Origin of the sequence: Streptomyces thermocarboxydovorans, assembly GCF_039524635.1 — a bacterium.
GTDB classification, from domain to species: Bacteria; Actinomycetota; Actinomycetes; order Streptomycetales; family Streptomycetaceae; genus Streptomyces; species Streptomyces thermocarboxydovorans.
In genome coordinates this window covers 78,665-92,101 of sequence record NZ_BAAAGU010000003.1, presented here as the reverse complement: position 1 = coordinate 92,101, position 13,437 = coordinate 78,665, and the positions used below count along the sequence as shown (strand labels likewise).

Here is a 13,437-nt window from a genome sequence, read left to right as displayed (position 1 = left end):
GTGGCGACCAGGTCGATCCGTCGTCGCGGGTGCCGGACCTGCCCGTCGCGTGGTTGGCACTCTCCACCGGGGAGTGCCAGAGCCGAGACTATGACTGCGATTAGCACTCGGTCAAGCGGAGTGCCAATTGGCGACGGCGCGTCGGCCACGGGTTCGCGCCCAGGGGTTCACTCCGGGAAGAGGTAGTCCTCCAGCCGGGCCACCCGCAGGCCGCGCCGGCCGGCCTCCTCCAGCAGACGCCTCGTCCGGTCCGCCAGGGACAGCGACGGCAGGTCGGCCGAGGGGACGGAGACGATGTCGCCGGGCTTCAGCTCCTTCGGGCCCTCGGCGTAGGTGAGTTCGCCGTTCCCGTCCAGGCTCACCCGCCACAGCACGACCGCCGTGATGCCGCAGTCGGCGGCGGCGCGCAGGGTCGTCGCGTCGTACGTGCCGTAGGGCGGGCGGAACAGGCGGGGGCGGACACCGAAGCGGGAGGTGAGCTTGCGCTGCTGGCCGCAGATCTCCGCGCGCTGGCCGGCGTACGGCAGTCCGCGCAGGGCGGTGTGGTCGAGGGTGTGGTTCTGCAGGCTCGCGCCGACCGCGCGCAGCCGGGCGAAGTGGGCGTAGCCGGGGCCCACCACGCTGTCGGTGAGGAAGAGGCTGACCGGCAGGCGCCGTTCGCGGACGAGGCCGATGAGGCGGGGGTCGCGTTCGGCGCCGTCGTCGTAGGTCAGGAAGACGACTCTGTCGGTGGTGCGGACGCGGTCGACGACCGGCGGGAGCGCGGCGGCGGGCTGGCGCGTGCCGGCAGGGGGTGCCGTGCTGTTGCCGGCCGGCTGGCCGGCGCCGTCCCCGGCCGTCGCCGCCCGGTGCTGCACGGGGCCGCCGCAGCCCGCGGCGAGCAGCAGCGCGAGGGCCGCCACCGCCGGGCCGCGGGCGCGGGGCCTCACAGGTAGTCCTCCAGGCGGGCCACCGCGTATCCCTCGGCCGTGACCTTGTTCAGGAAGCGGCGGACCATGTCGCGCATGGTGCCGTCCCAGTGGTCGGTGCCGCGGAAGTGGGTCAGCACGATGTCGCCGGGGCGCAGTTCGCGGTCCCATTCGCGGTACTCCCAGCGGTCGGTGAAGACCTCCTCGTTCCACAGGGGCACGTACTCGATGCCGCAGCGTCTGGCGGCGCGGAGCGTGTCCTTGTTGTAGTTGCCGAAGGGCGGGCGAAAGAGGACGGGGCGGGTGCCGTAGCGCTTCTCGATGACCTCCTGCATGCCGCAGATCTCGCGCTTCTGGCGGGCGTAGGACAGGGCGGGCAGGTAGGGGTGGTGGAGGGTGTGGTTGTTGAGGGTGACGCCGCGGTCCTGCATCCGCTCGAAGTAGGCGTAGTCGTCGTCGATGACGTAGTCGCTGAGGAAGGCGGTGTAGGGGATCCGCAGCTCGCTCATCATCCGCAGGAACTTCGGGTCCTTCTCGGCGCCGTCGTCGATGGTGAGGAAGACGATCTTCTTCTTGGTGGGGACGGTGGTGAAGACCGGCGGGAGCCCGAGGCGCCGGTGGCCGTCCACCTCGAAGCCCTCGCGGGTGGTGATGTGCGGCTTCTTCTCCGGCGGCGGCGGGGCGGGAAGCGGCACCTTCTTCAGCCCCCAGCGTTTCGCGGCGGCGGCGCGTGCGGCCTGCGCGGCGCGCAGCTTGGTGGCATAGGAGTCGAGCGCGCGGGCCGGGGGCGCGTTCAGGGGCCGTTCGCCGCTCGCGGGCGGGGCCTCGCCGCGTCCGCAGCCGGGGGCGAGGGCGGCGAGGGCGAGGACGACGAGCGCGACCCGCACCCGCCCCAGGGTGCCCCGCCCCGGCCACGCACCCCGCGCCCTCTTTTCATCGTTTTGTCGTACTACTCGCATGGGCCCGGATCCTCCCAGCCCGCCGCCCTTGATCCGGTCCGACACCGCGGCCGGAGGCGCCCGGTCCACCGACTGGCCCACAATGAGCCGGTGAACGACCTCGCCCCGCTCCTCACCCCCGAAGGCCGCGCTCTGCTGGAGGAGGTGCGCGACACCGCCCCGGCGGACGAACTCGCCGTCGCCACCCGGCTGCGCCGCGAGCACCCCGCCGAGCTGGTGTCCGCGGCGCTCACCCAGGCGCGGCTGCGGCAGCGGGCGGTGGCCAAGTTCGGCGAGGAGGACGCCCGCCGGATGTTCTTCACCGCGAACGGGGTCGAACAGTCGACGCGGGCGAGTGTGGCGGCCTACCGGGCGCGGAGGTTCGCCGAGCTCGGCGTGACCTCGGTGGCCGACCTGTGCTGCGGGATCGGCGGGGACGCCATCGCCCTGGCCCGCGCCGGGATCCGGGTGCTGGCGGTGGACCGCGACCCGCTCACCGCGGCGGCGGCACGGGCCAACGCGGAGGCTCTCGGCCTGGCAGACCTGATCGAGGTGCGGGAGGACGACGTCACCCGGGTCGACACGGCCGGGTACGACGCGGTCTTCGCCGACCCGGCACGGCGCGGCGGCCGGGGCCGGATCTTCGACCCCGAGGCCTACTCGCCCCCGCTGTCCTGGGCGATCGGGGCGGCGCGCACGGCACCGCTCGCCGCCGCGCTGAAGATCGCGCCCGGCGTCCCGCACGAGGCGATCCCGGACGACGCCGAGGCCGAGTGGATCTCGGACGGCGGGGACGTCAAGGAGGCCGTGCTGTGGTTCGGCGCGCGCCGGACCAAGGGCGCCTTCCGCGCCACGCTGCTGCCCGGCCCGCGCACCCTGGTCTCCCGCGGCCTGCCCGACCCGGCGGTGCGCCCGCCCGGCCGGTACCTCTACGAACCCGACGGCGCTGTCATCCGCGCCCATCTGGTCGCCGAGGTGGCCGAGGAGCTCGGCGGCGGCCTGATCGACGAGACCATCGCCTACATCACCGCCGACGAGCACCGCCCCACGCCCTACGCGACCGCCTACGAGATCACCGACCGGCTCCCCTTCAACGCCAAGAAGCTGAAGGCGCTGCTGCGGGAGCGCGGGGTCGGCACCCTCACCGTCAAGAAGCGCGGCTCGGCGGTGGAACCGGAGGAACTGCGCCGCAAGGTGCTGCCCAAGCCGCACGGCAGCGAGGCCGTCACGGTCTTCCTCACCCGGGTCGCCGGGGCCCCGGCCATGCTGCTCGGCCGTCCGGCCGGCTGATCAGCCGTCAGCCGCCGCTCTCCCGCGCCCCCCGCGGCGGCTCGGCTCGCCCCGGCAGCTCCGCTGCCCGCCGCAGCAGCAGCGCGCGCGGGCCGGGTCCCTCCCGGCCTCTCACCCCTGCGTCGAACGGGAGACGCCTGGATCGACACGCTCGCCGGAAAATTTTCCGCGCGTTCGGTGAGCGCTGCTTCCGCGCGTCTGGTGAACGCTGCTTGCGTTGCCTCCGCCCGCCCCCCGGGCGCCGTCGCAGGCGACCTTGCGCACCCGTGCCCGAAACTTTCGCAGACCCGTCGGCCGGCCTCAGCGGCCCGCGTCTCACGCTCCCGCCGGCGCCGCCGTACTGCTGCGCACCACCAGGCTGGTGGCCAGCTCCACGCGGGTCGCCGTCTGCTGGCCGGCGCCCTTGGCCAGGTCCAGCACCAGCTTGGCCGCCGCCTCCGCCATCTCGGTCAGCGGCTGCCGCACCGTGGTCAGCGGCGGCCCCACCCAGCGGGCCACCGGCAGATCGTCGAACCCGACCACGCTCACGTCCTCCGGGATGCGCAGCCCCAGCTCGCGGGCGGCCTCGTAGAACCCGAGCGCCTGCAGGTCGTTGCCGGCGAACACGGCGGTGGGCCGGTCCTCCCGTTGCAGCAGGGCGAGACCCTGCCGGTAGCCGGCCTCGTGGTGGAAGTCCCCGGTGAGGATCAGCGCCGGGTCGACGGGCAGGCCCGCGGTCTCCAGCGCGGCGCGGTAGCCGTCGATGCGGGCGCGGCTGCACATCATGTGCGTGGGCCCGCTGATCGCCCCGATCCTGGTGTGCCCCAGCTCGATCAGATGCCGGGTGGCGGCCAGCCCGCCCTGCCAGTTGGTGGCGCCGATGGAGGGCACGTCGGTGCCCGGGTCGCCCGCCGGGTCCATCACCACGAACGGGATGGAACGGCTGGTCAGCAGCGCCCGCCCGGCCTCGTCCAGGCCGGAGAGCACCAGGATCACGCCGTACGGGCGGCGGGCGGCGACCTGGTCGGCCCAGGTGCGGCCGGGGGTGAGCCGGCCCGCGCTCTCGGAGAGCACCACGCTCAGCCCGGCGTCCCGCGCCACGTTCTCCACACCCCGGATGACCTCCATCGCCCAGGCGCTCTCCAGCTCGTGGAAGACCAGGTCGATCAGGGGTGAACGGGTGGCCTCGGCGCGCCGGCGGCGGTAGCCGTGATCCCGCAGCAGCTGCTCGACCCGGCTGCGGGTGGCCGGGGCGACATCGGCGCGACCGTTGAGGACCTTCGAAACAGTCGGCGCCGAGACACCGGCCTCCCGGGCGATCTCGGCGAGCGTCGCGGTCTGGCCGCCGCGCCCTTGCGTCCGGGTTTCTGCGGGCTGCGAGGAACTCATGGCCGCGATCGTATCCCCGCAGAACCCCTTGACGAAGTCTCCGAGGCGCCATAGGTTCCCGGAACATTCGATGAATGCTTCGAAACATTCGAACCTAGCCACTTCAACCCGAGCCACTTCAACCCGAGCCACTTCAACCCAAGTCACCTCGAACCCCAGTCACTTCGAACCCAGTCAAGGTGAACGTCCGCGAGGAACGTTCGTGAGAGGGCCGTCCGTCCACCCGACAGGAGCTTCATGACCACCGCGCCCTGGCGTGACCCGAGCCTGCCCGCCGCCGCCCGCGTCGACGACCTGCTCTCCCGGATGACCCTGGAGGAGAAGACCGCCCAGTTGTACGGCGTGTGGGTGGGCGCCGACACGGACGGCGAGGGCGTCGCACCGCACCAGCACGACATGAGCTCCGACTACGACTGGGACGAACTGATCACCCGGGGCCTCGGCCAGATCACCCGCTCCTTCGGCACCGCCCCCGTCGACCCGGACCTCGGCGCGCAGGCGCTGGCCCGTGCGCAGCGGCAGATCGCGGCGGCGGGGCGGTTCGGCATCCCGGCGGTCGCGCACGAGGAGTGCCTGGCCGGGTTCACCGCCTGGCAGGCCACCGCCTACCCCGTGCCGCTCGCCTGGGGCGCGAGCTTCGACCCCGCCCTGGTGGAGGAGATGGCCCGCCGCATCGGCCACGACCTGCGCGCGGCCGGCGTCCACCAGGGCCTCGCGCCCGTCCTGGACGTGGTCCGCGACCCGCGCTGGGGCCGGGTGGAGGAGACCATCGGCGAGGACCCGTACCTGGTCGGCACGATCGGCACGGCCTATGTGCGCGGCCTGGAGTCGGCCGGGGTGATCGCCACGCTGAAGCACTTCGCCGGGTACGCCTCCTCGGCCGGGGCGCGGAACCTGGCGCCGGTGCGGGCGGGCGTGCGGGAGCTCGCCGACGTCACGCTCCCGCCGTTCGAGATGGCGCTGCGCGAGGGCGGGGCCCGCTCGGTGATGGCCGCCTACACCGAGACCGACGGGGTGCCCGCCTCCGCCGACCCGGGGCTGCTCACCCGGCTGCTGCGCGAGGAGTGGGGCTTCACCGGCACCGTCGTCGCCGACTACTTCGGCATCGGCTTCCTCGAGACCCTGCACCGGGTCGCGGGCAGCGACGCCGAGGCGGCGCACGCGGCCCTGCTGGCCGGCATCGACGTCGAGCTGCCCACCCTCAAGTGCTACGGCGCCCCCCTGGTGGCCGCGGTCCGCGCGGGCGAGATCCCCGAGGAACTGGTGGACCGGGCGGCCCGCCGGGTGCTGCTGCAGAAGTGCGAACTGGGCCTGCTCGACGAGGACTGGACGCCCGAGCCGACCGCACCCCTCGACCTGGACTCCACCGGGAACCGTGCCCTGGCCCGCCGCCTCGCCGAGGAGTCGGTGGTGCTGCTGGACAACCCCGGCGGGCTGCTCCCGCTCGCCCCCGAGGCCCGGATCGCGGTCGTCGGCCCGCGCGCCGCCGACGCGCTGGCGATGCTGGGCTGCTACTCCTTCCCCTCCCATGTCCTCACCCACCACCCCGGTGTCCCCCTGGGCATCGACATTCCGACGGTGCTGGACGCCCTGCGCACCGAACTGCCCGACGCCAAGGTGACGTTCGCCGAGGGCTGCGACACCTCCGGCCCGGACACCTCGGGCTTCGAGGAGGCCGTGGCGCGGGCCGCCGAGGCGGACGTGTGCGTGGTGGTGCTGGGCGACCGGGCGGGCCTGTTCGGCCGCGGTACCTCGGGCGAGGGCTGCGACGTGAGCGACCTGAGCCTGCCCGGGGTGCAGGCCGAGCTGCTGGACGCGCTGATCGCCACGGGCGTGCCGGTGGTGCTGGTGCTGCTCACCGGGCGCCCGTACGCGCTGGGCCGCTGGGACGGGCGCCTCGGCGCTGTCGTCCAGGCCTTCTTCCCGGGCGAGGAGGGCGGCCCGGCGGTGGCGGGCGTGCTGTCCGGCCGGGTCAACCCCTCCGGCCGCCTGCCGGTCAGCGTGCCGCGCGTCCCCGGCGGGCAGCCCTGGACCTACCTCCAGCCTCCGCTGGGCCTGGCCGGCGAGGTCAGCAGCCTCGACCCGACCCCGCTGTACGCCTTCGGCCACGGCCGCTCCTACACCACGTTCGCCTGGGAGGACTTCACCGGCGGCACCCCGGCCGCGATCGCGACGGACGGGGCGTACGACGTCTCGCTGACCGTCCGCAACACCGGCGACCGCGCGGGCGCCGAGGTGGTGCAGCTGTACCTCCACGACCCGGTGGCGTCGGTGACCCGCCCCGACATGCGCCTGATCGGCTACCAGCGGGTCGAGCTGGACCCGGGGGCGGCGGCCCGGGTCACCTTCCGCTTCCACGCGGACCTGGCGGCGTTCACCGACCGCAGGGGCGTGCGCATCGTCGAACCGGGCGACCTGGAACTGCGCCTGGCGGCCTCCAGCGCGGAGGTGCGCCACACCGCCCGGCTCACCCTCACCGGCGAGACGCGACAGCTGGGGCCGGACCGTCGCCTGCGATGCGAGACGGAGGTGTCGGTGCTCCCGGACAGCCCGGGCGTCCTGAAGGGCTCGGGGGTGGAGGGGACCGGCGGAGCGGGGTGATCCCTGGGGGTGGTCCGCCGCTCCGCCGAGTGACGCGGACGTGAAGACGTTCTCCTCGGGCCCGATCGCCCCCGGCTCGGTGGAGGAGACGCTGGACCGGGTCAGTCACCCCGACTGGTTCATCGATCTGCGCACCGCACCGGCCGCCGCCCGCGCCTGGCTGGGCGTCACCCGGCCCAAGCGGGAGATCGGCACACACTGGCCCCGTCCCCCGGACCAGGTCAATGTGCTCCGCTCGGCGGGCTGGTGTACGTGGACGAGACCCGGCCGATCGGCCTGCTCCCGCGCGTCTGACCCGTTTCCGTGTCCGCCCGGAAGCGGTTCTGAGGACCCGGCGGGCGGTGCGGTTCAGCCGGTGCCCACCGACTCGAACCGCCACCGGTGCACCGCGCGGGTGACCAACGCGCTGTCCGGCTCGGGCAGTTCGGGCAGCTCCGCGTCGTACGGGGCGTCCCACCAGGTGATCACGAGGACCCGGTCCTGCGGCGCCCGGAAGGTCTCCCGGCGCAGCGGGCCGGGGTCCAGCCGCTGCGCCCGCGCCCACTGAAGCAGCTCGCCGCCCCGGCCGGGCACCGCCCGCGCCTCCCACATCAACGCGACCGTCACGAGTACGCGTTCTCCTTGCCCGTCACGAGTACAGGTTCTCCGTGCTGAGCTCGTGCACCTGGTCGTGGGTGTGGGCCTCCCCCGGCACATGCGGGTCGGTGACCGGCAGCGAGGAGTCGGCCGACAGCTCCCAGTCGGAGGCGGGCCGGTTCCGGGCCACCATCTCGGCGCCCAGCGCGGCCACCATCGCCCCGTTGTCGGTGCACAGCTTGGGGCGCGGCACGCGCAGCCGGATCCCGGCCGCCTCGCAGCGCTCCTGGGCCAGCGCCCGCAGCCGCGAGTTTGCGGCCACCCCGCCGCCGATCATCAGATGGTCGACGCCCTCGTCCTTGCAGGCGCGCACGGCCTTGCGGGTGAGCACGTCCACCACCGCCTCCTGGAAGGAGGCCGCCACATCGCGCACCGGCACCTCCTCGCCGGCCGCCCGCTTGGCCTCGATCCAGCGGGCCACGGCCGTCTTCAGCCCGGAGAAGGAGAAGTCGTACGCCGGGTCGCGCGGCCCGGTCAGGCCGCGCGGGAAGGCGATCGCGTCCGGGTCGCCCTCCTGCGCGTACCGGTCGATGACCGGGCCGCCGGGGAAGCCGAGGTCGAGCACGCGGGCGATCTTGTCGAAGGCCTCGCCGGCCGCGTCGTCGATGGTGGCGCCCACCGGGCGGACATCGGTGGTGATGTCGGCGGACAGCAGCAGCGAGGAGTGCCCGCCGGAGACCAGCAGCGCCATGGTCGGCTCGGGCAGCGGACCGTGCTCGAGCTGGTCGACGCAGATGTGCGAGGCGAGGTGGTTGACGCCGTACAGGGGCTTGCCGAGGGCGTAGGCGAACGCCTTCGCCGCCGAGACGCCGACCAGCAGCGCACCGGCGAGCCCCGGGCCGGCGGTGACGGCGATGCCGTCCAGGTCCCGCGCGCTCACCCCGGCCTCCTTCAGCGCGCGTTCGATCGTCGGCACCATCGCCTCCAGGTGCGCCCGCGACGCCACCTCGGGGACGACACCGCCGAAGCGGGCGTGCTCGTCGACGCTGGAGGCGACCGCGTCCGCCAGCAGCGTGGTGCCGCGGACGATGCCGACGCCGGTCTCGTCGCAGGAGGTCTCGATCCCCAGGACCAGGGGTTCGTCAGCCATTGATCTCGGTTCCTTGTACGCCGTTCACCGGAAGGCCGGTGGGACAGAGGTGGAAGGGTCGGACAGGCGCATCACCAGCGCGTCCACATTGCCCGGCTGGTAGTAGCCGCGCCGGACGCCGATGACCTCGAAGCCGAAGCGCTCGTAGAGCTTCTGGGCGCGGACGTTGTCGATCCGGCACTCCAGCATCACCTCGGAGCACTCGAAGGCGGTCGCCGCCCGCAGCAGCTCGGTCAGCAGCCGCGAGCCGAGGCCGCTGCCCCAGTGGTCGCGGGCGACCGCGATGGTCTGGATGTCGCCCTGACCGCCGGAGGCGGCGAGCCCCGCGTAGCCGACGATCCGGTCGCCCTCCTGGGCCACGACATAGCGGCGGGTCGCCCCGGGGCCGCGGGAGTGGGCCAGCTCGGACCAGAACATCCCCCGGGACCAGGCGTCCTCGGGGAACAGCTCCCGTTCCAGCTCCAGCACGGGTTCGATGTCCCACCAGCGCATCTCGCGCAGCACGACGGTGTCGGTTCCGGTCACTTGGGGGTGACCACCTTGTAGTTCTTGGGGACCTGGGCGTCGGGCCGCCGCAGATACAGCGGCCTCGGTGCGGGCAGCTCCTCACCGGCGGCCAGCCGCTCGGCGGCGAGCCGGGCCAGGGCGGCCGCGGACACGTGCTCGGGCTCGTGCGCCCTGGGGAAGGTCTCCGGATACAGCAGCGCCCCCGCGCCGACCGCGGGCAGGTCCCTGACCTGCTCGGCGATGTCGGCGGGCCGGTCGACGGCCGGGCCGGTGACCCGGGTGCGGGAGTCCGCGTAGCGGGCCCAGTAGACCTCCTTGCGGCGGGCGTCGGTCGCCACGACGAAGGGCCCCGGCAGGTCGGCCGCGTAGGCCAGCGCGTCCAGCGTGCACACGCCGTGCACGGGGACGCCGAGCGCGAGCCCGAAGGTGTCCGCGGTCATCAGGCCGACGCGCAGGCCCGTGTAGGGCCCCGGCCCGATGCCGACGACGATGCCGGTGACGGCGTCCAGCTTGCGGCCGGCGTCGGCGAGGACCCGGTCGATCGCCGGGAGCAGCAGTTCACCGTGCCGGCGGGCGTCCACCTGGCTCGACGAGGCGATGATGTCGTCGCCGTCGTGCAGGGCGACCGTGACGGCAGGGGTGGCGGTATCCAGAGCGAGCAAGAGCACGCAAACAGCCTACGGCTCCCGCGCCTTCGCCACGGCCGCACGGTCCGGCCGGTCACGGACTGCTACCGTCCGGAACACGTGCGTACAGGACGGGCCGAAACGGTACGGACAGGACAGAGGTGACGACGGTGGCAGGCACCAGCTCGGCGATCGTGGCGGGGCTGACCGCGGCGGCGCTCGCGACGGTCGGCTACCTCGGTCACCAGGCGGCGGAGAACGTCCCCGCCGGCCTGCGCGCCGCCGCGCAGCCGGGCACCGCGCAGTCCGCGCCCAGGACGCCCGGCCAGAAGGGGAACCCCGAGGCCCCTCCCGCCCGCTCCGGTCAGGGCACGCGGGTGGTGTACTCCCTGGACGCGGACCGGGTGTGGCTGGTCGAGGAGGACGGCCGGATCCGGCGCACCTTCTCCGTCCACCCCTCCACGGTGGATCCGTCGCCGGGCACCTACCGGGTCACCTCCCGCTCCAAGCGGATCACCGGTTCGGACGGCGTTCCCGTCGAGCACGTGGTGCGCTTCGCCGGCGTCGACGGCACGGTGATCGGCTTCAGCGCGGCACTCGACGGCTCCGTGCCGCAGCTCGACCCGGAGGTCCGCACCGGCGGAGTGCGCGAGACGCGGGCGGACGGGGCGGCGATGTGGAGGTTCGCGACGATCGGCCGGAAGGTCGTGGTGGTGCCGTAGGGACCGCCCGCCCGTCCTCGGCCCGGGGTGCTGTAGCCCCGTCCTCGGCCCGGGGTGCTGTAGCCCCGTCCTCGGCCCGGGGTGCTGTCGCATCCACCGGCGGGGTGGAGGAGCTGGCGGTGCCGCACACCGTCACCCCGTTGCGCTCGGCGGCCGCGAAGTCGATGGCCGGGTTGCGCATGCCGGAGGCGACGAGCAGTTTCAGCCGGGGCAGGCGGTCCAGCAACGTGCCCGGGAACGGCACCCGTTCACGCAGGGTCACCACGATGTCGAAGCCGGCCAGCCGCTCGGCGAGCTCGTCCTACTCGGCGATGTGCTCGCGGAAGGTGACGACGTCGACGCGGTCCTCGATGACGCTCCAGTCGGCCGAGCGCAGGGCGGCGTCCTGGAAGTCGTCGAGCACGGCACAGCGCAGACGAGGGTGCGGGGAAACGTTCATGCGGCCTCGCGGCGGTCCCTGACCGGTCCGGCGAGGTGCGGCTTCGGCGCGGGCGCCGGCGGCGGGGTGGAGATCGTGGCCGCGGCGGCGCAGGCGGCGAGCAGATCACGCATGGACACCCCGGAGACCGGCTTCGGCTGCGCCGTGGTCCGGCGTTCGCTCTCGGTGGCCGACATGGACGCCTCCTGGGGGCCGGGGGGCGGGGGGCGGGAAGCAGTCAGGAACTCGGTACTCAGGGAACACTGAGGAAGTACTTAGGTACACCTAACTACGTGCTGGATACCATGTGACCACGCCCGACGGCTCGAGCGCAACATTTTCCCGACGCCTTGTCGGAATCTCCCGTCCCACGCCGGCAGAGCTTCCGTCCTAGCCGGCGCGTCTTCCGCGTCTTCCGCCCTACGCCGACAGCACGCTCAGGTCCGTCTCCGCCCAGCGCTCGCCCAGGCCGGTGAGGGTCACGTGCCGCACCTCGTCGGTGGTGTCGCCGACGGCGCGGTGGATGACGACCTGGAGCCGCTCGTCGGTCAGCTCCTCGACCTTGCCCTCGCCCCACTCCACGACGACCACCGACTCGGGCAGCGAGACGTCGAGGTCGAGGTCCTCCATCTCGTCCAGGCCCGCGGAGAGCCGGTAGGCGTCCACATGGACCAGCGGCGGACCGTCGCCCAGGGACGGGTGGACCCGGGCGATCACGAACGTCGGCGAGGTGACAGCGCCCCGCACCCCGAGCCCCTCGCCGAGCCCCCGGGTCAGCGTGGTCTTGCCGGCGCCCAGCTCACCGCTGAGCATCACCAGGTCACCGGCGCGCAGCAGCTTGGCGAGGGTGCGGCCCAGCTCCCGCATCCGGTCGGCCGAGGTGACCGTCAGCTCGACGGTCTGCCCGGCCTGCGCGGACCCGCCGGACTGCCCGGACGGCTCGAAGGACCCGGACTTCCCGGACGGCTGGTCCGGTGCGGGCTGATCGGTGGGCCGGCCGGAGGGCTCGTGCTCAGCCGGGTTGTGCCGTGCTGCTGGTGCTTCCATAGCCACCCACGGTAGCCCCTGCGGGCACCGCTCCCGCGCGCGTGAGCAGGTCGGCGAGACGGTCGGTGACGACCTCCGGGTGCTCCAGCATCACCAGGTGCCCGGCGTCCGGGACCAGCACCAGCTCGGCGTCCGGCAGCGCGTCGGCGATCGCCTCGCTGTGCTCGCTGGGGGTGACCAGGTCCTGCACCCCGGCCAGCACCAGCACCGGCAGATCCGCGAAGTGGGCGAGCGCCTCGGTCTTGTCGTGGTCGTTGAACGCCGGGTAGTACTCGGCGACCACGTCGATCGGCGTCGACTCGATCATCCGCTCGGCGAACCGGGCGATCGCCGGGTCCACGTCCCGGGAGGCGAACGAGTACCGCTTGATGATCCCGGCGAACAGATCCGCCGTCGCGCGGCGCCCCATCTCCACCAGCTCGGCCCGCTGCCCCAGTGCCTTCAGCACCCCCGGCAGCACCCGCCGCACCGCGTTGACCCCGGCCACCGGAAGCCCGAAGTTCACCTCGCCGAGCCGCCCCGACGACGTACCGACCAGGGCCACGCCGACGACCCGCTCACGGATCAGCTCCGGGTACTGGTCGGCCAGCGCCATCACCGTCATGCCGCCCATCGAGTGCCCCACCAGCACCAGCGGCCCCTCGGGCGCGGCGGCGTCGATCACGGTCTTCAGATCACGCGCCAGCTGCTCGATGGTGACCGGCTCGCCCCGCTCCAGCTGGGCGGCGCCCCGCGCGGAACGCCCGTGGCTGCGCTGGTCCCAGTGCACGGTCCGTACGACACCCCGCAGCGCGGCCCGCTGGAAGTGCCAGGAGTCCTGGTTGAGGCAGTAGCCGTGGCTGAAGACGACGGTGACGGGCGCCGGCGGCTTGCGGCCGAACAGCCGGCGCCGGCGTGCGGGGCCCGCCTCCTGCGCGGGGTCGACGTCGTCGACCTCGTAGTACAGCTCGGTGCCGTCCTCGGCGTACGCCCGGCCGGGCGTGCCGCGCAGCGTGCCGTACGGTCCCGCCGAGTCGAGCACCAGCCGGGCCTTGCGGCGCATGCCCCGGCCGACGGTCATCCGCTCGATGGCGACGCCCGCGGCGGCGCCGGTGGCGAGCACGCCTATCGCGACGCCCGCGATGCCGGTCGCCCGGCGCCAGCCCCCGGACGCCCCGGCGGCGGAGGCGACGGCCGCGGTGGCGGCGCTCGCGGCGGCCTCCGCACTGCTCTCGGTCACGTACCGCTCCTCTTCACCGGCTGCTGCTCACGGGCTGGGCCCGTCGGGCCCGTCCGCATCACCCGTC

The 13,437-nt window shown here is 73.9% G+C and carries 13 protein-coding genes and 2 pseudogenes; 4 read left to right on the top strand and 11 right to left on the bottom strand.

The genetic code is table 11. The features are described from left to right. Positions 1 to 167 precede the first annotated feature (167 nt). On the bottom strand, positions 168 to 929 hold the full coding sequence (locus tag ABD198_RS02225; RefSeq protein WP_343997559.1) for a polysaccharide deacetylase family protein: 762 nt from the start codon (positions 927 to 929) through the stop codon (positions 168 to 170). After that, positions 926 to 1,867: a polysaccharide deacetylase family protein gene (locus ABD198_RS02220; RefSeq protein ID WP_343997558.1), complete on the bottom strand. Its 942-nt coding sequence runs from the start codon at positions 1,865 to 1,867 to the stop codon at positions 926 to 928. Before ABD198_RS02220 ends, ABD198_RS02225 begins: the two co-directional genes overlap by 4 nt. Positions 1,868 to 1,957: 90 nt before the next feature. Here ABD198_RS02220 and ABD198_RS02215 point away from each other — a divergent pair, with 90 nt between their 5' ends. Then, positions 1,958 to 3,136 (top strand): THUMP-like domain-containing protein, encoded by a 1,179-nt coding sequence (locus tag ABD198_RS02215; RefSeq protein ID WP_343997557.1) that lies wholly within the window; start codon positions 1,958 to 1,960, stop codon positions 3,134 to 3,136. Positions 3,137 to 3,451: 315 nt separating this feature from the next. On the opposite strand, the gene ABD198_RS02210 is transcribed toward ABD198_RS02215, so the two are convergent. Then, positions 3,452 to 4,504 (bottom strand): LacI family DNA-binding transcriptional regulator, encoded by a 1,053-nt coding sequence (locus ABD198_RS02210; protein ID WP_343997556.1) that lies wholly within the window; start codon positions 4,502 to 4,504, stop codon positions 3,452 to 3,454. Between the two features lie 237 nt (positions 4,505 to 4,741). On the opposite strand from ABD198_RS02210, the gene ABD198_RS02205 reads away from it, so the two are divergent. Next, on the top strand, positions 4,742 to 7,105 hold the full coding sequence (locus tag ABD198_RS02205) for a beta-xylosidase/alpha-l-arabinosidase (RefSeq protein ID WP_343997555.1): 2,364 nt from the start codon (positions 4,742 to 4,744) through the stop codon (positions 7,103 to 7,105). A 28-nt stretch (positions 7,106 to 7,133) separates the two neighbouring features. Next, a pseudogene (locus ABD198_RS02200) lies at positions 7,134 to 7,322 on the top strand (erythromycin esterase family protein); the annotation flags it as partial. 131 nt (positions 7,323 to 7,453) lie between these two features. Here ABD198_RS02200 and ABD198_RS02195 read toward each other — a convergent pair. The 4 genes from ABD198_RS02195 to tsaB are packed head-to-tail and all read right to left on the bottom strand — an operon-like array spanning position 7,454 to position 10,006. Beyond that, positions 7,454 to 7,711, bottom strand: a complete 258-nt coding sequence (locus ABD198_RS02195; RefSeq protein ID WP_343997554.1) for a hypothetical protein — start codon at positions 7,709 to 7,711, stop codon at positions 7,454 to 7,456. Between the two features lie 22 nt (positions 7,712 to 7,733). Next, positions 7,734 to 8,831, bottom strand: a complete 1,098-nt coding sequence (gene tsaD / locus ABD198_RS02190) for a tRNA (adenosine(37)-N6)-threonylcarbamoyltransferase complex transferase subunit TsaD (protein ID WP_343997553.1) — start codon at positions 8,829 to 8,831, stop codon at positions 7,734 to 7,736. Positions 8,832 to 8,855: 24 nt separating this feature from the next. Continuing rightward, entirely contained in the window at positions 8,856 to 9,356 is a 501-nt protein-coding gene (rimI, locus tag ABD198_RS02185) for a ribosomal protein S18-alanine N-acetyltransferase (RefSeq protein ID WP_425580398.1), read from the bottom strand. Next, positions 9,353 to 10,006: a tRNA (adenosine(37)-N6)-threonylcarbamoyltransferase complex dimerization subunit type 1 TsaB gene (tsaB, locus tag ABD198_RS02180; RefSeq protein ID WP_343997552.1), complete on the bottom strand. Its 654-nt coding sequence runs from the start codon at positions 10,004 to 10,006 to the stop codon at positions 9,353 to 9,355. The genes rimI and tsaB overlap by 4 nt, the downstream gene beginning before the upstream one ends. Before the next feature lie 128 nt (positions 10,007 to 10,134). On the opposite strand from tsaB, the gene ABD198_RS02175 reads away from it, so the two are divergent. Then, on the top strand, positions 10,135 to 10,686 hold the full coding sequence (locus tag ABD198_RS02175; RefSeq protein ID WP_343997551.1) for a hypothetical protein: 552 nt from the start codon (positions 10,135 to 10,137) through the stop codon (positions 10,684 to 10,686). Positions 10,687 to 10,771: 85 nt separating this feature from the next. On the opposite strand, the pseudogene ABD198_RS02170 reads toward ABD198_RS02175, so the two are convergent. From ABD198_RS02170 to ABD198_RS02155, 4 genes and pseudogenes are all read right to left on the bottom strand, one after another. Then, positions 10,772 to 11,125 (bottom strand): annotated as a pseudogene (locus ABD198_RS02170) (Rossmann-fold NAD(P)-binding domain-containing protein); the annotation flags it as partial. Further along, entirely contained in the window at positions 11,122 to 11,301 is a 180-nt protein-coding gene (locus ABD198_RS02165; RefSeq protein WP_343997550.1) for a hypothetical protein, read from the bottom strand. The gene ABD198_RS02165 and the pseudogene ABD198_RS02170, both read right to left, overlap by 4 nt. A gap of 223 nt (positions 11,302 to 11,524) precedes the next feature. Then, entirely contained in the window at positions 11,525 to 12,151 is a 627-nt protein-coding gene (gene tsaE / locus ABD198_RS02160) for a tRNA (adenosine(37)-N6)-threonylcarbamoyltransferase complex ATPase subunit type 1 TsaE (protein WP_343997549.1), read from the bottom strand. Then, positions 12,117 to 13,370 (bottom strand): alpha/beta fold hydrolase, encoded by a 1,254-nt coding sequence (locus ABD198_RS02155; RefSeq protein WP_343997548.1) that lies wholly within the window; start codon positions 13,368 to 13,370, stop codon positions 12,117 to 12,119. The genes tsaE and ABD198_RS02155 overlap by 35 nt, the downstream gene beginning before the upstream one ends. Positions 13,371 to 13,437: the final 67 nt, after the last annotated feature.